At 69.8% G+C, this 18,359-nt stretch carries 18 protein-coding genes; 5 read left to right on the plus strand and 13 right to left on the minus strand.

The features are described 5' to 3' along the window. Positions 1-55 precede the first annotated feature (55 nt). Positions 56-1,003: an esterase/lipase family protein gene (locus tag ALA01S_RS06105; RefSeq protein ID WP_066333515.1), complete on the plus strand. Its 948-nt coding sequence runs from the start codon at positions 56-58 to the stop codon at positions 1,001-1,003. Between the two features lies 1 nt (position 1,004). Here ALA01S_RS06105 and fusA read toward each other — a convergent pair whose 3' ends face one another. From fusA to ALA01S_RS06130, 6 genes are all read right to left on the minus strand, one after another. Continuing rightward, positions 1,005-3,053, minus strand: coding sequence for an elongation factor G (gene fusA / locus ALA01S_RS06110; protein ID WP_066333517.1), 2,049 nt, complete (start codon positions 3,051-3,053; stop codon positions 1,005-1,007). 269 nt (positions 3,054-3,322) lie between these two features. After that, a complete protein-coding gene (locus ALA01S_RS06115; protein ID WP_084267262.1) occupies positions 3,323-4,330 on the minus strand; it encodes a lysylphosphatidylglycerol synthase transmembrane domain-containing protein in 1,008 nt (335 codons plus the stop codon). After that, complete coding sequence (gene clsB / locus ALA01S_RS06120; RefSeq protein ID WP_066333519.1) at positions 4,330-5,580, minus strand: cardiolipin synthase ClsB; 1,251 nt, start codon at positions 5,578-5,580, stop codon at positions 4,330-4,332. The genes ALA01S_RS06115 and clsB overlap by 1 nt, the downstream gene beginning before the upstream one ends. Then, a complete protein-coding gene (locus ALA01S_RS06125; protein ID WP_066333522.1) occupies positions 5,577-6,458 on the minus strand; it encodes an endonuclease/exonuclease/phosphatase family protein in 882 nt (293 codons plus the stop codon). The genes clsB and ALA01S_RS06125 overlap by 4 nt, the downstream gene beginning before the upstream one ends. A gap of 14 nt (positions 6,459-6,472) precedes the next feature. Next, a complete protein-coding gene (locus tag ALA01S_RS32605) occupies positions 6,473-6,640 on the minus strand; it encodes a hypothetical protein (RefSeq protein WP_157118787.1) in 168 nt (55 codons plus the stop codon). Positions 6,641-6,782: 142 nt separating this feature from the next. After that, entirely contained in the window at positions 6,783-8,270 is a 1,488-nt protein-coding gene (locus tag ALA01S_RS06130) for an AMP nucleosidase (protein ID WP_066333732.1), read from the minus strand. A 126-nt stretch (positions 8,271-8,396) separates the two neighbouring features. On the opposite strand from ALA01S_RS06130, the gene minC reads away from it, so the two are divergent. From minC to ALA01S_RS06150, 4 genes are all read left to right on the plus strand, one after another. Beyond that, positions 8,397-9,131 (plus strand): septum site-determining protein MinC, encoded by a 735-nt coding sequence (gene minC / locus ALA01S_RS06135; protein ID WP_066333525.1) that lies wholly within the window; start codon positions 8,397-8,399, stop codon positions 9,129-9,131. Between the two features lie 62 nt (positions 9,132-9,193). Beyond that, positions 9,194-10,009 (plus strand): septum site-determining protein MinD, encoded by an 816-nt coding sequence (gene minD, locus ALA01S_RS06140; RefSeq protein WP_066333529.1) that lies wholly within the window; start codon positions 9,194-9,196, stop codon positions 10,007-10,009. Positions 10,010-10,015: 6 nt separating this feature from the next. Next, complete coding sequence (gene minE / locus ALA01S_RS06145) at positions 10,016-10,276, plus strand: cell division topological specificity factor MinE (protein ID WP_066333531.1); 261 nt, start codon at positions 10,016-10,018, stop codon at positions 10,274-10,276. 112 nt (positions 10,277-10,388) lie between these two features. Beyond that, positions 10,389-11,156, plus strand: coding sequence for a type III pantothenate kinase (locus ALA01S_RS06150; RefSeq protein WP_066333533.1), 768 nt, complete (start codon positions 10,389-10,391; stop codon positions 11,154-11,156). A gap of 54 nt (positions 11,157-11,210) precedes the next feature. Here ALA01S_RS06150 and ALA01S_RS06155 read toward each other — a convergent pair whose 3' ends face one another. The 7 genes from ALA01S_RS06155 to ALA01S_RS06185 form a co-directional block, all read right to left on the minus strand. Further along, positions 11,211-11,492: a DUF427 domain-containing protein gene (locus ALA01S_RS06155; RefSeq protein ID WP_066333535.1), complete on the minus strand. Its 282-nt coding sequence runs from the start codon at positions 11,490-11,492 to the stop codon at positions 11,211-11,213. Between the two features lie 56 nt (positions 11,493-11,548). Then, positions 11,549-12,835 carry an ergothioneine biosynthesis protein EgtB gene (egtB, locus tag ALA01S_RS06160; protein ID WP_066333537.1) on the minus strand — a complete coding sequence of 429 codons (1,287 nt, stop codon included), beginning with the start codon at positions 12,833-12,835 and terminating at the stop codon, positions 11,549-11,551. A gap of 196 nt (positions 12,836-13,031) precedes the next feature. Further along, positions 13,032-14,369 (minus strand): ATP-dependent protease ATPase subunit HslU, encoded by a 1,338-nt coding sequence (gene hslU / locus ALA01S_RS06165; protein ID WP_066333540.1) that lies wholly within the window; start codon positions 14,367-14,369, stop codon positions 13,032-13,034. A gap of 59 nt (positions 14,370-14,428) precedes the next feature. Then, positions 14,429-14,971, minus strand: a complete 543-nt coding sequence (hslV, locus tag ALA01S_RS06170; protein WP_066333544.1) for an ATP-dependent protease subunit HslV — start codon at positions 14,969-14,971, stop codon at positions 14,429-14,431. A 66-nt stretch (positions 14,972-15,037) separates the two neighbouring features. Continuing rightward, the gene (locus tag ALA01S_RS06175) at positions 15,038-16,552 is read right to left on the minus strand and encodes an STAS domain-containing protein (RefSeq protein WP_066333547.1); all 1,515 of its coding nucleotides are present in this window, start codon (positions 16,550-16,552) and stop codon (positions 15,038-15,040) included. Between the two features lie 26 nt (positions 16,553-16,578). After that, complete coding sequence (gene dksA / locus ALA01S_RS06180) at positions 16,579-17,214, minus strand: RNA polymerase-binding protein DksA (RefSeq protein WP_238455706.1); 636 nt, start codon at positions 17,212-17,214, stop codon at positions 16,579-16,581. An 82-nt stretch (positions 17,215-17,296) separates the two neighbouring features. Beyond that, positions 17,297-18,331 carry a CobW family GTP-binding protein gene (locus tag ALA01S_RS06185; RefSeq protein ID WP_066333552.1) on the minus strand — a complete coding sequence of 345 codons (1,035 nt, stop codon included), beginning with the start codon at positions 18,329-18,331 and terminating at the stop codon, positions 17,297-17,299. Between the last annotated feature and the right edge of the window lie 28 nt (positions 18,332-18,359).

Here is an 18,359-nt window from a genome sequence, read left to right on the forward strand (position 1 = left end):
GAGGGCTCGAATTTGGGTACGCTTGCCCCGTAAATCAGCAATAGCCTGAAAATCCATGATCGCCCGCCTGCAGCAGTTCATGACCATCAATTGGCTGCTCACCATCGTGGGCTGGTTCTGGTGGGCCTGGGCACATGAATATCGGCTGGCGGCCGTGCTGGGCACGGTTTTCCTGGCGACGCTGCATGCCGGCGTGCTGGGCCTGGAACTGCTGCTCCAGTATTTTGTTTCCCGCCACGATGCCGTCCCGCCCGCATCCGTTCGCGCGCTCTTGAAAGCCTGGGCGGCGGAATGCATCACCGGCCTGCGCGTCTTCTGCCTGCGCCAGCCCTTTCAGCATGAGGCCGAACCGGACTACCTGCCGCCGCCTTCCGGCCGTCGCGGCGTGCTGCTGGTGCACGGCCTGGTCTGCAACCGCGGGGTGTGGTCCCCCTGGCTGCGCGTGCTGCGCGAGCACGGCGTCCCGGTGCTCGCGCCCAGCTTCGAACCGCCCTTCGGCCTCATAGAAAGCTGGGTGCCCGGCGTGGACGCCGCCGTGCGCCGCCTGTACGCCGCCACGGGTGAGCCCGTCCTGATCGTCGCCCACAGCCTGGGTGGCCTCGCGGTGCGTGCCTGGCTGCGCGGGGGAGGGGACGCGAGCCTGGTGGCCCGCGTCATCACCATCGCCTCGCCGCACCGCGGCACCTGGCTGGCCCGCTTCGGGACGACGCCCAACGCCCGCCAGCTTCAGCTCGGCAGCCCGTGGTTGAAAAACCTGGCGCGCGACGAAGCCGCCGCGCCCCACGGCCTGCCCATGCATTGCTTCTTCAGCGACTGCGACAACGTGGTGTTCCCGCCCTCGGTGGCCACGCTGCCGGGCGCGGAGAACCGGCTGTTGCGCGGCTGGGCCCACGTGGACCTGCTGGAGGCGGCCGAGCTGCTGGACGCCGTGCTCCAGCACGCCGGGGCCGCCCCGGACGGCAGCGTCGCCTCCCGGCGCGCCGTCCCGCCCATGGCGCGGTGACTTACTCCTCGTCGCGCACCTTGAACTGGCCCACGAGCTGCTGCTGCGTGTTGGGCGGCACCGGGTCGTAGTGCGACAGCGCCAGCGTGTAGCGGCCCTGGCCACTGGTCATGGCGTTCAGCCGTGACTGGTAGTTGCTCAGCTCCGACAGCGGCACCTGCCCGCGGATCAGCATGCTCCCCGCCGCCCCGTTGTGCGTGCCGCTGACTTGGCCGCGGCGGGAGGAGAGATCGCCCGTGATGTCGCCCATGGCGCTTTCCGGCGCCAGGATTTCCACGTTGACGATGGGCTCCAGGACGATGGGCCGCGCCTCGCGTATGGCCGTCATGAAGGCCTTGCGGCCCGCGGTGACGAAGGCGATTTCCTTGCTGTCCACGCTGTGGCTCTTGCCGTCCAGCACCACCACGCGCACGTCCACCACCGGATAGCCGGCGATGGCACCCAGGGCCAGCACTTCGCGCACGCCCTTTTCGACGGCCGGAATGAACTGCCCCGGAATCGCGCCGCCCTTGACCTGGTCCACGAACTCGAACCCGGCGCCGCGCGGCAGCGGCTCCACGCGCAGCATCACTTCGCCGAACTGGCCGGCGCCGCCCGTCTGCTTCTTGTGGCGGTGGTGGCCCTGGGCCACGCCGGTGACGGTCTCGCGGTAGGCGATGCGCGGCGGCCGCGTCTGCACCTCGAACTTGTAGACCTCGCGCAGCCGCTCCAGCAGCACGCGCAGGTGCAGCTCGCCCAAGCCGTAGACGATGGTCTCGTTGGTCGCGGGCACGTGCTCGACCTTGAGGCACGGATCCTCGTCCAGCAGCTTGGTCAAGATTTCCCACATGCGCTGCTCGTCGCCGTGGCGCTTGGGCTCGATGGCCAGACCGTGCACGGGCACGGGGAAGTCCAGGGGCTGCAGGTGGATGTGGTCGTCTTCCGCCGCGTCGTGCAGCACGGCGTCGAAGTGCAGGTCGTCCACCTTGGCCACGGCGCAGAGGTCGCCCGGCAGCGCCTTGCTCACCTCCACGTGCTCCTTGCCCTGCAGCATGAAGAGGTGGTTGACCTTGAAGGGCTTACGGCCGTCGCCGATGTAGAGCAGGCTGTCCTTGGTGAGCGTGCCCTGGTGGATGCGGAAGATGCCCATCTTCCCGACGAAGGGGTCCACCGTGACCTTGAAGACGTGCGCCAGCACGTGCAGCGAGGGGTCGGGCTGCGCCTGCAGCGGCTGCGCCTCGTCGCCCTCGCCCTTGAGGAAGGCGGGCGGGTTGCCCTCGCCGGGGTGGGGCAGCAGTTTCACCATCACGTCCAGCAACTGCGCCAGGCCCGCGCCCGTGCGCGAGGAGACGAAACACACGGGAATCAGGTGGCCTTCGCGCAGCGCCTGCTCCAGCGGCGCGTGCAGCTCGCTGGCGTCCACGTCGCCGTCGTTGAGGTAGCGCTCGACGAAGTCGCCGTCCACCTCCACCACCTGCTCCACGAGGGCGCGGTGCGCGTCCTCGACGGCGCCGAAGTCCGTCTGGCCCTCGCGGTTGAAGAAGCAGTCCACCACCTTGGCGCCGCCCTCGGCCGGCAGGTTCAGCGGCAGGCACTCGCGGCCGAAGGCCTCCTGCAGTTGCTTGAGCAGCGCGGGCAGGTCCACGCCCTGCGCGTCGATCTTGTTGACGATGACGAGCCGGTCCAGCCGGCGCTGGGCTGCGTACTCCATCATGCGCACCGTCATGGGCTCTATGCCCACCGCGGCGTTGACGACCACCGCGGCCGTCTCCACCGCCTCCAGCGCCGGCAGCGACTGGCCGACGAAGTCCGGCGCACCGGGGGTGTCTACGAAGTGAATGCGCGTGTCCTGGTGCTCCAGGTGCATGAGCGCCGCGCTCAGCGAATGCTGCATGCGGCGCTCCAGGGGATCGAAGTCGCTGACCGTGCTGCCGCGCTCCAGGCTGCCCGCGGCGCCTATGGCGCCTGCATGCAGCAGCAGCGCTTCGGCCAGCGAGGTCTTGCCGGAGGCCGCCGCGCCGACGAGGGCAAGCGTGCGGATGGCAGCGACGGAACGGGATGGGCTCGACATGGCGGTCTCCTTCTGCGCCGGCCCCGTGGCAAGCGCGCTGCTGAGGTGGAAATCCAGCGTAAGTGATCGCCCCGGGGCGCACAAGGCGCGCGCCTTGCGCCATGTCGTGGTGCGTGTCATAGACCGTTGCGGCCCATCAAGGCGCGTGCGGCCTGGGTGGGCTGCGGCCACATCGTTCGCCTGCGTGCCCGCCGAGCCCCATTAAATGGGCAGCATTGTTCAGATTTCTGAACGATGCGGCCTGCGAAAGCGTTTCGCCCGCGCCGTGCTCAGGACTGCGGGCGGGCCGTGCGCGGCTGGCGTGCGGCGGCCGCGCGCCCCCGGCGCAGCCGCGCTTCCAGCCCCAGGTACACCAGCGCCGCCACCGCCAGCGGCAGCAGGTAGAAGAGGGCCCTGTAGGCCAGCAGCGCCGCCAGCAACTGGGCCTCGGGCTGGCGGCCCGCCAGCAGCGACATGAACACCGCCTCCAGCACGCCCAGGCCCGCGGGCACGCGCAGCGCGATCACGGCCATGCTGGTGAGCATCAAGGCACCCAGCACCGTGGGGTAGTCCACCCCGCCGTGCAGCAGCACGTAGAGCACGCCGGCCACGAAGGACCAGTGCAGGGCCGAGAGCCCAACCTGCGCCAGCGCCAGCCCCGCGCGCGGCAGCTCCAGCCGGTGGCCGCGCAGCGTCCACAGCCGCCGCCGCGACCAGCGGCAGGCCGCCAGGTACAGCCCAACCACCGCCAGCAGCGCCGCGCCCACCAGGCGCAGCGCGTGCGGGCTCAGGGGCGCGTCCGGCGGCAGGTGCACCAGCCCACTGGCGAACACCGCGCCGGCCAGTGCCGCGTACCCGATCCAGTTGGTCAGCAGGCTGATGCCCCAGACGCGCACGATGGTCGCCATGGGCAGGCCCTGGCGCGCATAGAGGCGCAGCCGCAGCGCCACGCCGCCCACCATGGAACCCAGGTTGAGGTTGGCCGCGAAGCTCACGAAGGCCGTGGCCGCCACGCGCGGCGCGCTCAGGTGGTGGCCGCTGTAGAAGCGGCCCAGCAGGTCGTAGCCGGTGTAGAGCGCATGTGCCGCCGCCACGGTGAGCGCGGCCAGCAGCAGCGTGCCGGGCCGGTAGTCCAGCAGCGCGGCCCAAGCGGCGGCCCAATCCAGGCTGCGTGCACGCCAGGCGATGAAGCTCAGCAGCGCCAGCAGCGCCAGCACCAGCAGCGGGCGGCGCACATGGGCCCAGGCATGTGCCCAGGGGTGGGCCGGCGGCGCGTGGCGGGCCACGGCGCGCTCCATCAGTGCGGCGCGTGGTTGGGCGCCTCGGGGTGCACGTCCACCTGGCGCCGCCCAATGAAGGAGCGAATGAACTTGCCTTGCCGCGGCAGCATGTCGGCCCAACTGGGGAAGTGGCGCAGCAGGTGGAAGGCCAGCGCGCCGGTGACGTAGCGCCACATCGTCCGCTTGGGCAGCGCCTCGCGGCCCATCTCGCGGCACTCGTGGTCCATCAGGCGCTGCAGCCGGCGGCGCAGCTCGGCGGCGAAGCCGGGGTCGCGGATGAGCAGGTTGGCTTCGAGGTTGAGCGACAGGCTCAGCGGGTCCAGGTTGCTGGAGCCCACGGTGGCCCATTCGCCGTCCACCACCGCCACCTTGCCGTGCAGCGGGCGCTTGCAGTACTCGTGCACGTGCACGCCGTCCTTGACCAGCGAGTGGTAGAGCATGCGCGCGCCTATGCGCACGATGGCCATGTCCGGCTCGCCCTGCAGGATGAGGTGCACCGCCACCCCGCGCCGCGCCGCCCGGCGCAGCTCGCGCAGCAGCCGGTAGCCGGGGAAGAAGTAGGCGTTGGCGATGACGATCTCGCGCTTGGCCGTGCGTATGGCCATGCGGTAGCAGCGCTCGATGTCGTTGGGGTGGCGCTCGTTGTCGCGCGTCACCAGCGCCGCGTAGGCGTCGCCCACGGCCGGCAGCGGCGCGGGCGGGCGGGGCTTTTCCTGGCGCTTGAAACCCTGGCGCATCCAGCGCACCAGCGCGCTGCGCACGGGGGCCAGCACCTGGTGGACGAAGCCATGCACCTGCTGCACCACGGGGCCTTCGATCTGCACCGCGTAGTCCTGCTTGGACTCGGGGCCGCTGATGGCCAGGTGGTCCACGGAGAAGTTGATGCCGCCTATGAAGGCGCGCTCGCCGTCAATCACCACGATCTTGCGGTGCATGCGGCGCACGAGGTTGTAGCGCAGGCCCAGCAGGCGCGGGCGGGGGTCGTAGACGTGCAGCCGCACGCCCGCGTCGGTCAGCGCCCGGATGAACTCGTCCGAGAGGTCGGGCGAGCCGTAGCCGTCCACCGTCAGGTCCACCTGCACGCCGCGGCCGGCCACTTCCAGCAGCACGGCGTGGAGCTGTTGCCCCACCGGGTCGTCGAACAGGATGAAGGTTTCGATCACCACCTCGCGCCGGGCCTGGGAGATGGCCTCGAAGACGCGCGGGTAGTACTCCTCGCCGTTTTCCAGCAGCTCGATGCGGTTGCCCGCTTGCCAAGTGAGTTTCACAGCATCACCTCCGCCGCCAGCGGCGCGTGGTCCGACAGGTGCGACCAGGGCCGCTTGGGCAAGCCAATGGGCGCGTGGCGCAGGTTGCGCACGTAGATGCGGTCCAGCCGCAGCACCGGGTGCCGGGCCGGGAAGGTGCGCGGCGCGCGGCCGTGGGCGTGGGCGTGCACCTCCTGCAGGTGCAGCTCGCGCAACAGCCGCTGGTGGGCGCACAGCCGCCAGTCGTTGAAGTCGCCCGCGATCACCAGCGGCGCCTGCGCCGGCACGGCGTCGTGCAGCAACTGGCCCAACAAATCCACCTGGCGCTGGCGCTGCGACTCGCGCAGCCCCAGGTGCACGCAGATGGCGTGCAGCGGGTATTCGGAGTTGGGCAGCTCCAGCTCGCAGTGCAGCAGGCCGCGCTTTTCGACGCCGTCCAGGTCCAGGCTCACGTCCACGTTGCGATGGCGCAGGATGGGGAATTTGGACAGCAGCGCGTTGCCGTGGTGGCCTGAGGGCGAGACGGCGTTGCGCCCGTAGGCGTGCTGGTGCCAGATGGTGTCGGCCAGGAACTCGTACTGCGGCATGCGCGCCAGCGCCTGGGCCGCGCCGCCGGCCGCGGCCGCACCGGGCAGGGGGCGGGGCTCGTGGCGCCGCGCGCCCTTGCCGGCCAGGGTGTGCACGGCGCGCAGGTCGTGCTTGTGCGAGGCCGCGCCGGCCACCTCCTGCAGGAAGACGATGTCCGCGCCCGTGCCGCGCACCGCCTCGCGGATTTCCGAGAGCACGTAGCGGCGGTTCATGGCCGTGAAGCCCTTGTGCAGGTTGAGCGTGAGCACGCGGATGTGCGCGGCGCCGTCCAGGGCGGGCTCATCGCGGCGCAGCGGAACGGGCAGTCGCATCGCAGCCAAGGCGCTCAGGCCTGCATGGCCTGCGCGCAGGCGTTGCAGAGGTCCAGGGACGACAGCCGCTCCTCCGCCGGCCGCGGGAAAGCCTCGTCGTCCGGCGGCAGGTCGTCCAGTCCCGGCTCGCCGCCGTAGAACCAGCGCTGGATGCCGTCCAGCCGCTCCTGCAGGTCGTTCATGGGGTGCTCCTTGCGTGCTTGTGATCGCTCAGGAGCAATGGTTGCGCCCAGGGGCGCGGCCGTCAGGCGGCGGCGGCCGCATCCGTGCGTAGGAAGCGGCCTACCCGCCGCGAGGGCCGCGGCGGGTGCGGGAGAGGGCGCCTTACTGGAAGGCCACCTCGTTGAAGCTGCGCAGCTTGCGGCTGTGGAGCTGGTCCAGGCGCTGCTGGCGCAGGATGTCTATGGCCCGCATGCCTATGCGCAGGTGCTGGTCCACGCGCTCGCGGTAGAAGTGGTTGGCCATGCCGGGGAGCTTGATTTCGCCGTGCAAGGGCTTGTCGCTCACGCACAGCAGGGTGCCGTAGGGCACGCGGAACCTGAAACCGTTGGTGGCAATGGTGGCGGACTCCATGTCCAGCGCCACGGCGCGGCTCTGGCTGAAGCGGCGCTCCGGACCCGGATGCGGCAGCAGCTCCCAGTTGCGGTTGTCGGTGGAGGCCACCGTGCCGGTGCGCAGGATGCGCTTGAGCTCGAAGCCGCGCAGTTGCGTCACGTCTTCCACCGCCTGTTCCAGCGCGACCTGGATTTCGGCCAGCGCGGGGATGGGCACCCACAGCGGCATTTCCTCGTCGAGCACGTGGTCCTCGCGCACGTAGCCGTGGGCCAGCACGTAGTCGCCGAGCTGCTGCGTGTTGCGCAGGCCTGCGCAGTGGCCGAGCATGATCCAGGCGTGCGGGCGCAGCACGGCCACGTGGTCGGTGATGGTCTTGGCGTTGGCCGGGCCCACGCCGATGTTGACCATGGTGATGCCGGCGCGGTCCGGCCGCACCAGGTGGTAGGCGGGCATCTGCGGCAGCCGCGGCGGCGCGGCGCCCAGGGCGTCGCCGGGTTGCGCGGCGTGGCCGGCACGGCGCGTGACCACGTTGCCCGGCTCTATGAAGGCGCAGTAGCCGTCGGCGGCCTCGTCGCCCTCGGGCGCGGCCATGAGGCTGCGGCCCAAGCGGACGAACTCGTCGATGTAGAACTGGTAGTTGGTGAAGAGCAGGAAGTTCTGGAAGTGCTCCGGCGCCGTGCCCGTGTAGTGGCGCAGCCGGTGCAGCGAGTAGTCCACGCGCGGCCCGGTGAAGAGGGCCAGCGGCATGGGCTGCCCCGGCGGCGTCTCGTGCGTGCCGTTGGCGATGCCGTCGTCCATGGCCGCCAGGTCGGGCAAATCGAAGAGGTCGCGCATGCGCTGGCGGCGCTCGGCGCTCATGGTCCCCTCGATGTGGTCGTGCTCCGAGAACGAGAAGTGGATGGGAATGGGTTGAGTACTCATCCCCACCTCCAGCGCCACGCCGTGGTTGCGCAGCAGCAGCTCGAACTGCTCCAGGTAGTAGTCGCCGAAGAGGTCCGGGCGCGTGAGCGTGGTCTCGTAGCTGCCCGGTCCGGCCACGAAGCCGTAGGCCAGGCGCGAGTCGGCGCGCGCAACGGTGTCTGTGTGTACGCGGACGAAGGGATAGCAGGCGCGCACCCTTCGCGCCGGGTCGGTGCCGGCCACGAATTCCTGCAGGGACTGGCGCAGGTGCGTGATGCCGATGTCGTAGATGTGGCGGGCATGCGCCAGCGCCGCCTCGGCGCTGGTGAACGATTGGGTCGCGATGAGGGTGGGCATGAGCCATTGTGGCTTGCTCACAATGCTGCTGCATCGCAGCAAACACTTGCCGAACACTTGCCGCGATGCAAGCCCGGCGCCATGCCGGCCCGGTAAACTGCCGCCCTTTTAGGCTCGTTCCGCCCCATGGCCGCTGTTTCCGCCGGAGTGACCTCTCCCTTCGATCTCAGGAGCGCTTCGCTGACGCTGCTGGCGCTGCTGCTCAAGACCACCGACCTGGAGCTGTTGACGGCGGAGCTGACGCAGCGTCTGGCGGACACGCCTGAGCTTTTCAACCAGGAACCGGTCATGGTGGACCTGGCGGCCGTGCGCGACGACCCCAGTCCGCTGGACATGCACGCCCTGGTGGCGCTGCTGCGCCGCCACCGCATGCTGCCCGTGGCCGCGCGCGGCGGCAGCCCCGCGCAAATGGAAGCCGCCGCCGCCGCCGGTCTGGGCGACTCGCCGGATGCCGTCTCCATGGCGCCGCGCACGGAGAACGTGCGCGAGGTCGTGCGCGAAGTGGTCCGCGAAGTGCCCGTGGGCGGCACGGCGCTGCTCGTCGACAAGCCTTTGCGCTCAGGCCAGCAGGTCTATTCCCGGGGCGGGGACCTGGTGGTGCTGGCGCAGGTCAACTGCGGCGCCGAAGTGATTGCCGACGGCAGCGTGCACGTGTACGCGCCGCTGCGCGGCAAGGTGGTGGCCGGCGCCCGCGGAGACACCGCCGCGCGCATCTTCACCACCTGCCTGGAACCCGAGCTGATCTCGATCGCCGGTACCTACCGCACCGCCGAGAACCCCCTGCCGCCCGACGTGCTGGGCAAGCCTGCCATGGTGAGGCTGGAGGGGGAAAAGCTGGTGATCGAGCCGATCAAGATCTAGCGCCGCACGATGCGGCGCCTGCAATGCACACCGAACCGAACAGCTGAAAGGATGTACCTGAGATGGCCAGAATCGTCGTCGTGACCTCCGGCAAGGGCGGGGTCGGCAAGACCACGACCAGCGCGAGCTTCTCCACTGGCCTCGCCCTGCGCGGGCACAAAACGGCGGTGATCGATTTCGACGTTGGCCTGCGCAACCTGGACCTCATCATGGGTTGCGAGCGCCGCGTCGTGTATGACCTCATCAACGTGATCAACGGCGAGGCCAACCTCAACCAGGCGCTGATCAAGGACAAGCACTGCGAAAACCTCTTCGTCCTGCCCGCCTCGCAGACGCGCGACAAGGACGCGCTGACCAAGGAAGGCGTGGAGCGCGTGCTGGCCGACCTGGCCGAGCAGGGGTTCGAGTACATCGTCTGCGACTCGCCCGCGGGCATCGAGAGCGGCGCCATGCTGGCCATGCACTTCGCCGACGAGGCGCTGGTGGTGACCAACCCCGAGGTGTCCTCGGTGCGCGACTCCGACCGCATCCTGGGCATGCTGGGCTCCAAGACGCGCCGCGCCATCGAGGGCGACACGGCCATCAAGGAGCACCTGCTCATCACCCGCTACAACCCGTTGCGCGTGGAAGACGGCCAGATGCTGTCGCTGCAGGACATTCAGGACATCCTTCGCATTGACCTGATCGGCGTGATCCCGGAGTCCGAAGTGGTGCTGCAGGCGTCCAACCAAGGCGTACCTGTCGTTCACATGAATGGCACGGACGTTGCCGAGGCGTACAAGGACGTGGTGGACCGCTTCCTCGGTGAGCAAAAGCCCATGCGCTTCACCGAAGCGGTCAAACCCGGCTTCTTTAAGCGACTCTTTGGCGGGAGGTAACGCGTCATGAGCTTTCTGTCCTTCCTGTTGGGTGAGAAGAAGCGCTCGGCCAACGTTGCCAAAGAGCGCTTGCAGATCATCCTGGCGCACGAGCGCAACGGCCGCAGCCGCAGCCCCGACTACCTGCCGGCGCTGCAGCGCGAGCTGCTGGCCGTCATCACCAAGTACGTGTCCATCAGCTCTGATGACATCAAGGTGCATCTGGAGCGGCAGGACAACCTGGAAGTGCTGGAAGTCAAGATCGAGTTGCCCGAGGCTGCGCGCTGAAGGCGTGCGGCCTGAGCCGCAGGCGGGTACGCGCGAGGCGTGCCATGCGTTGCGGCACGCCGTACTGACGCCGCGCAGCGGCATGCCCGTTTCACCCTGATACCCTGCCGCCATGAGTTTTCTGGCCATAGACATAGGCAACACGCGGCTGAAATGGGCGCTGTACGCCGCACCACAGCCCGGCGCTGCCGTGCTGGCCCAGGGCGCGGCCTTTCTGGAAACCATTGACGAGCTGGCCGATTCGCAGTGGCGCGGCCTGCAGCCCCCGCGCAGCATGCTGGGCTGCAACGTCGCCGGCGATGCCGTGCGCCGCCGCGTGGAGGAACAGCTGGAGCTGTGGGACCTCACGCCGCGCTGGGCCGTCTCCAACGCGCGCGACGGTGGCGTGCGCAACGGCTACGACCATCCCGGCCGCCTGGGTGCCGACCGCTGGGTGGCGCTCATAGGCGCATGGGCCCATGCGCAGGCACGCGGCGTGGACGGGCCGGTGCTGGTGGTGATGGTGGGCACGGCCGTGACGGTGGACGCGCTGGACGGCGAGGGCCGCTTCCTGGGCGGCCTCATCCTGCCCGGCCACGGCATCATGCTGCGCGCGCTGGAAAGCGGCACGGCCGGGCTGCACGTGCCCACGGGCGAGGTGCGCGACTTCCCCACCAACACCTCGGACGCCCTCACCAGCGGCGGCACCTTCGCCATCACCGGCGCCATCGAGCACATGCACCGGCGGCTGCAGCGCCACTGCGGCCGCTCACCCATCATGCTCATGACGGGCGGCGCGGGCTGGAAGGTGGCGCCCTACCTGGACATCCAGCACGAGCTGGTGGACTCGCTCATCTTCGACGGGCTGCTGGCGTTGCAGGCGCACCGGCTGGCGCTGTAAGCCGCCACGCCATCCGTCCTGGCGATGAGGCCCCGCGCAGGGGCCCCATTTCGCTTACTCGGTGACCTTCACGCCCTTCCAGAAGGCGATGCGGCCCTTGATCTCGGCCGCGGCTTCGCTGGGCTCGGGGTAGTACCAGGCGGCCTCGGGGTTGAGGTCGCCGTTGACCAGCAGCGACCAGTAGTGCGCCTGGCCCTTCCACGGGCAGCTCGTCCTGTGGTTGCTGCTCACGAGGTACTCGCGCTTGACGGCGCTCTCGGGGAAGTAGTGGTTGCCTTCCACCAGCACGGTGTCGTCGCTCTCGGCGATCACGGTGCCGTTCCAGGTTGCTTTCATGGCTGTGCGTCTTTCGTCGTTGCAAGGTCGCCGGCTGCAGGCGCGGCGCGGGGAGGTCAGGCGCCGTCGCGTGCCAGGCGCAGACCGCTGAATTGCCAGCGCGCCGCCGCCGGGAAGAAGTTGCGATAGCTCGCCCGCACATGGCCGGCCGGGCTGGCGCAACTGCCGCCGCGCAGCACGCTTTGCGCGACCATGAACTTGCCGTTGTACTCGCCCACGGCGCCGGCCAGCGGCCTGAAGCCCGGGTAGGGCTCGTAGGCCGAGCGTGTCCACTGCCACACGGCCGAATCCGCCTGCAGCAGCCCGGGACCGTCGGTGATTGGGGCGGGGTGCAGGTGGTCCGCCAGCGCCTTGGGCGCGGTGGTGGCGGACGGCGGCGGCGCCTGCGCGGCCACGGCGGCCTCCCATTCCGCCTCGGTGGGCAGCCGCGCGCCCGCCCATTGGGCGTAGGCCGCGGCCTCGTAGAGGTTGACGTGGCACACCGGCTCGGCCGGCGCCACGGGGCGCTCGCCGCTCAAGGTGAACTGCGTCCAGGGCCCGCCCTCGCGCTCGGCGCGCCAGTACATGGGGGCCGTCGCGGCGTTGGCCTGCACCCAGGCCCAGCCGTCGCTGAGCCACAGCTCGGGTCGCCGGTAGCCGCCGTCGGCCATGAATTCCATGTAATCGCCGCAGCTCACCGGGCGATTGGCCAGCTCAAAGGGCTGCAGCCAGACGCGGTGGCGCGGCGTCTCGTTGTCGAAGGCGAAGCCGTCGCCCTGGTGGCCGATGTCCACCAGGGCGCCGTCAAAGCCCAGCCAGCGCAGCGGCGGCGTGGCGGCGGTGGCCACGCCGGCCCCGCGTGCCGCATCGCCCGCCAGATACGCCGGCTGCAGCGGGTTGAGCGACAGCAGGTGCTTCACGTCCGTGACGATCAGCTCCTGGTGCTGCTGCTCGTGCTGCAGGCCCAGCTCGATGAGCGCCGCCGCGCTTCGCAGCGCCGCCTCGTCGCCGGCTTCCACGAACTCGCACAGCGCCGCGTCCACGTGGCGCCGGTAGTCCAGCACCTCCGACAGCGCCGGCCGCGACAACATGCCGCGCTGCGGGCGCGGGTGGCGGGGGCCCAGCGCCTCGTAGTAGGAGTTGAAGAGAAAGCCGAAGCGCTCGTTGAAAGCGCGGTAGCCGGCGGCGTTGGGCGCAAGCACCAGCGTTTCGAAGAACCAGCTCGTGTGCGCCAGGTGCCACTTGACGGGGCTGGCGTCCGGCATGGACTGCAGTGCGCAGTCCTCGGCCGACAAGGGTTCGGACAAAGCCAGGCTGTGCGCGCGCACCGCCTGCAGGCGGCGCAGCAGGCGAGGGCGGTCCATCGTGCGGAGGTCCTTTCGCTGCGGGAATGGGAGGCGGCACCGGCAAGAGGCGCCGCGCGTCGCGCCGGCTGTCGGCAAGCGGGCGGCCCGGCCAGGCACCGCCGCCGCTTGCCGCAGGATTTTCAAATGCTGTTTGAAAAAACCTGCGAGGATCTCCTCGGTTTTCGAGGGAATCCCGGCTCGCTCCGTCAGGGCGTCAGAGGATGAAGCGCGACAAATCCTCGTTGCGCGAGAGCTCGCCGAGCTTGGCGTCCACGGCGGCGGCGTCCAGGCTCACGGTCTGGCCGGAGAGATTGGGCGCGTCGAAACTGACCTCGTCCAGCAGCCGCTCCATCACCGTGGCCAGGCGGCGCGCGCCGATGTTCTCGGTGCGCTCGTTCACGTCGTAGGCGATCTGCGCCAGGCGCCGGATGCCTTCCGGCGTGATCTCCAGCGTCACGCCCTCGGTGGCCAGCAGCGCCTGGTACTGTTTGACGAGGCTGGCATGGGTGGACTTCAGGATGGACTCGAAGTCGTCCACCGACAGCGAGCCCAGCTCCACGCGGATCGGAAAGCGCCCCTGCAGCTCCGGAATCAGGTCGCTGGGCTTGGCGAGATGAAAAGCGCCGGAGGCGATGAAGAGGATGTGGTCGGTGCGCACCATGCCGTACTTGGTGTTGACGGTGGTGCCCTCGACCAGCGGCAGCAGGTCGCGCTGCACGCCCTGGCGCGAGACGTCGGCGCCGCGCGACTCGCCGCTGCCGGCGACCTTGTCGATCTCGTCGATGAAGACGATGCCGTTGCCCTCGGCATTGGCCACGGCCGCGGTCTTGATCTCGTCCTCGTTGACCAGCTTGGCCGCCTCCTCCTCCACCACCAGCTTCAAGGCCTCGGCGATCTTGAGCTTGCGGGTGTGGCGCTTGGCCTGGCCGAACTGGGAGAACAGGCCCTTGAGCTGCTCGGCCATCTCCTCCATGCCCTGCGGGCCCAGGATTTCCAGGGCGGGGCGGTGGTCGGCGACCTCGATCTCGATTTCCTTGTCGTCCAGCGCGCCCTCGCGCAGCCGCTTGCGCATGCCCTGGCGGGCGGCGTTGTCGGCCGGCGGCTCGTGGGTGGCCAGGCCAAAGCCCGCGGCGCGGGGCGGCGGGACGAGGATGTCGAGCACGCGCTCCTCGGCGGCGTCCTCGGCCTGGGTGCGCTTGGTGCGGATCTGGCGCTCGCGCTCCTGCTTGACGGCCACGTCCACGAGGTCACGGACGATGGTGTCCACGTCCTTGCCGACGTAGCCCACCTCGGTGAACTTGGTGGCCTCGACCTTGATGAAGGGCGCGTCGGCCAGCCGCGCCAGGCGCCGGGCGATCTCGGTCTTGCCCACGCCGGTTGGGCCGATCATCAGGATGTTCTTGGGCGTGATCTCGGTGCGCAGCTTCTCGTCCACCTGCTGGCGACGCCAGCGGTTGCGCAGCGCGATGGCCACCATGCGCTTGGCCTGGGCCTGGCCGACGATGTGGCGGTCGAGCTCGGAGACGATTTCCTGGGGGGTCATGGCGCTCATGGCGTGCCTTGGGAAAAAGTTGGGAACAACGGTGTGTGTGCAACCCGCTGGGCCGCGGCTCAGGCGCCGCCCAGGGTTTCGATGGTGTGGTTCTGGTTGGTGTAGATGCAGAGGTCGCCGGCGATGGTGAGCGACTGCTTGACGATCTCGGCGGGCGACATCTCGGTGTGCTGTGCCAGCGCGCGGGCCGCGGCCTGCGCATACGCTCCGCCGGAGCCGATGGCGATGATGCCGTGCTCGGGCTCCAGCACGTCGCCGTTGCCGGTGATGATGAGCGAGGCGTCCTTGTCCGCCACGGCCAGCATGGCCTCCAGGCGGCGCAGCACGCGGTCGGTGCGCCAGTCCTTGGTCAGCTCGACGGCCGCGCGCACCAGGTGGCCCTGGTGCTTTTCCAGCTTGCCCTCGAAGCGCTCGAACAGCGTGAAGGCGTCGGCCGTGGCGCCGGCGAAGCCGGCCAGGACCTGGTCGCGGTAGAGCCGGCGCACCTTGCGGGCGCTGGACTTGACGACGATGTGGCCCAGCGTCACCTGGCCGTCGCCGCCCAGGGCGACGAGCGGGCCGCGGCGCACGCTGACGATGGTGGTGCCGTGAAAGGGTTCCATGGGGTCTTGCCTTGAGCGGCGGGGTGCCGCGAAAAACACCGTACGACTTCAGCCGGACGGCAGGGTTCAGGTGTTGTGCACGCGCACGCGGGCGTGCTCGGTGATGCCCATCGCGCCCAACAGCAGCGCGACGAGCCGGTGGGCGTCCGAGAAGCCCAGGCTGCGGTCCTCCTGGCGCCGCGCCTGCACCCATTTGAGCAGGTCGCCCGCGGCGTTGAAGTCCACGCGCACCAGCCGTGCGCAGCGCACGTCCACGCGCGTGGCGTTGCCCACTTGCTGCTGCAGCCGCCTCAGGGTCGGTCCGATGTCGCCCACCAGTTGCCCGGCGAGCTCGACCTCGGCCACGGCGTCGGCCCCTTCAGGCAGCAGCGAGTCCGGCACCATCACGTCCAGCGGCAACAGCGAGGAGGCGGGCGTGCTCACGCTGGCGCCGCCGCCGTCGCGGGTCAGGCGCACGCGGCACAGCGGCTCCTCCCAGGCCGGGGGCGAGATCTCGTAGGTGATGCAGTAGTCGATGGCGGCCTCGTCGAAGGCCTGGGCGCGGTGCAGCAGCCGCAGCGCCTGCAGCCGCAGCAGCCACAGCGCGGGGTCGGTGTCGCGCACGCCGGCGGGCGTGGCCTCGCGCAGGCGCTGCAGCAGTGTTTCGCTGCCCAGCCAGTACAGCTCCATGGACTGGCGCGCCCAATGCTGCAGCAGCGGCGCCAGCCGCGTGGGCGCGTCGGCCAGCACGTGCTGCAAGCCGGACCAGTCCATGGTCCAGGGCTGCGCGGTCTGCTTGGCGTAGTCCTGCAGCCGCTGCACGGCCGCGGCGTCCAGCACGGCCGGGCAGGTCCAGCCCTGGCCGGGGCGCGCGGGCGTGGTGGTGAGCGGGGGCATCTGCGCCAGGCGCTGCGGCAGCGAGAACCACTGCGGCGGCGAGCGGTGGAAGCGCCGCGCGAACTCGGCGGCCAGGGTCTCGAAGGCGGCCTGCGCGCCGGTGGCGCGGTAGAGGTCCAGCCGCACCAGCCAGGTGTCGGCATGGTGGGCGCGCACGCCCTCGGGGCTGGTCAGGTCGGCCAGGAGCTGCTCGCAGCGGACGAACTCGCCGTTGGCGAAGGCGATGACGGCCTCGTCCAGCAGCGGGTCCTGCGCCACCTCGCTGCTGGAGGCGCAGGCGGCGCTGGGCGGAATGGGGTCCAGCGTGAGGGGGCGGGGCAGCGGGCGATCCAGCAGGCGGCTGGCCGGCGTGGCGTCGCCCACCATCTGCTGCTCTATGGCGTCTATCTTGGCCTTGACGCAAGTGTCGGTGGGCAGGGCACCGGGGGTGGTGTCGGCGCTGCGAGGCTCGGTGTCCAGGTGCAGCGCTTCCAGCGCCGCGGGGCTGGCCACGCCGTCGCGGCGCAGCTTGCGCAGCATGTCGAACTCGCGCTTGCGCACGAAGTCGTTGCGGCGCTTGCGCTCGATCATGGCCTTGAGCTCGGAGCGCTCCAGGCCCAGCAGGGTGCTGTCCACCGCGGGGCCCTCGGCCTCGGCGCCGGAGGCGGCGGCAAAGCGGGCCGCCACCTTGCGCAGGAAGCTTGCGCCTTCCTTGGGGTCGGCCATGGGCTGCGGCGGGCGGCGGCGCTGCTTCAGTCGCCGAACATCTTCTGCTTGAGCTCGCGGCGCTGCTGCGCTTCCAGCGACAGCGTGGCCGTCGGACGCGCCAGCAGCCGGCCCAAGCCGATGGGCTCGCCCGTCTCGTCGCAGTAGCCGTAGTCGCCCGCGTCGATGCGCGCCAGCGACTGCGAGATCTTCTTGAGCAGCTTGCGCTCGCGGTCGCGCGTGCGCAGCTCCAGCGCGTGCTCTTCCTCGATGGTGGCGCGGTCGGCCGGGTCGGGGACGATGGAGGTGTCCTCGCGCAGGTGCTCGGTGGTCTCGCCGGCGTTGGACAGCAGGTCGTCCTTGAGCGCGCTCAGTCGCGTGCGGAAGAACTCCAGCTGCTTGTCGTTCATGTACTCGCTGTCCGGCATGGACAGCAGTTCTTCTTCGGTGAGTTCGCTCCCGGACTTGTTCTTCCAGGCATTGGCGAGCTTGGGGTCCGCCTTGACGGGGGGCTTGAGGGTTTCCATGGCGGGGTCGGGATAGGTTCTGGCGGCGGGTTGAGGAGAAGGGGAGAAGCGCTCAGCAAAGCGGCTGGGGGCGGTCGGGGCCGCCGCGGCGGCGGATGTCTCGATCGGGGATGACGGGCCGGCGGCAGCCGCGCTCTTGACCGGGGTCTTGCTCACATCGCTCTCCTCGAATCGACGGGGCGCCGCACGGGGGGCGCGCAGCGCGCGGCATTGTAGCCAGCGCCCTGCTTGCAGCCGCTTACACCAGGCATTGCTCCAAACCCTGCAGCAGGATGTCCCGCGGCAGGTCCACTCCAATGAACACCATCTTGCTCTGCTTCTTCTCGCCGGGAGTCCATTTGGGGCCCAGGTCGCTGCCCATCATCTGGTGCACGCCCTGGAAGACGACCTTGCGGTCGCTGCCCTTCATATACAGCACGCCCTTGTAGCGAAGCATCTTGGGTCCGTAGACCTGCACGATGGCGCCCAGGAAGTCTTCCAGCTTGGCCGGATTGAAAGCTTTATCGGCGCGGAAGACGAAGGACTTGACGTCGTCGTCGTGATGGTGGTGATGCGGGTGGTCGCAGTGCTCGCCGTGCTCGTGGTCGTGATGGTGGTGATCGTGCGGCGTGTCGTTGAGGAACTCCGGGTCGATCTCCAGCTTGGTGTTGAGGTTGAAGCCGCGCAGGTCGAACACCTCGCTGATGGCCACCTCGCCGAAGTGCACCCGGCGCTGCGGTGCGCGCGGGTTCATGTGCTTGAGGCGGTGCGAGAGCTCATCGACTTCGGCCGTCGGCACCAGGTCGGACTTGCTGATGAAGATCTGGTCGGCGAAGCCCACCTGGCGGCGCGCTTCCTGGCGGGTGTCGAGCTGGCTGTTGGCGTGCTTGGCGTCCACCAGGGTCAGGATGGAGTCGAGCAGGAAGCTCTCGGCGATCTCGTCATCCATGAAGAAGGTCTGCGCCACGGGGCCGGGGTCGGCGAGGCCCGTGGTTTCGATCACCACGCGGTCGAAGCTGAGCTCGCCGCGGCGGCGCTTGGCCGCCAGCACCGACAAGGTGGAGCGCAAGTCCTCGCGGATGGTGCAGCACACGCAGCCGTTGGAGAGCTGGATGATCTGCTCCTCGGTGTCGGCCACCAGGATCTCGTTGTCGATGTTCTCTTCGCCGAACTCGTTCTCGATCACGGCGATCTTCTGGCCGTGCGGCTCGCTGAGCACGCGCTTGAGCAGCGTGGTTTTGCCGCTGCCGAGGAAGCCGGTGAGGATGGTGGCGGGAATCAGTCCGTTGGACATGGGCTTGCAGCCTGGCCCAAAGCGCCAG

This window comes from Azohydromonas lata NBRC 102462 (assembly GCF_001571085.1).
Lineage (GTDB): Bacteria > Pseudomonadota > Gammaproteobacteria > Burkholderiales > Burkholderiaceae_C > Azohydromonas > Azohydromonas lata.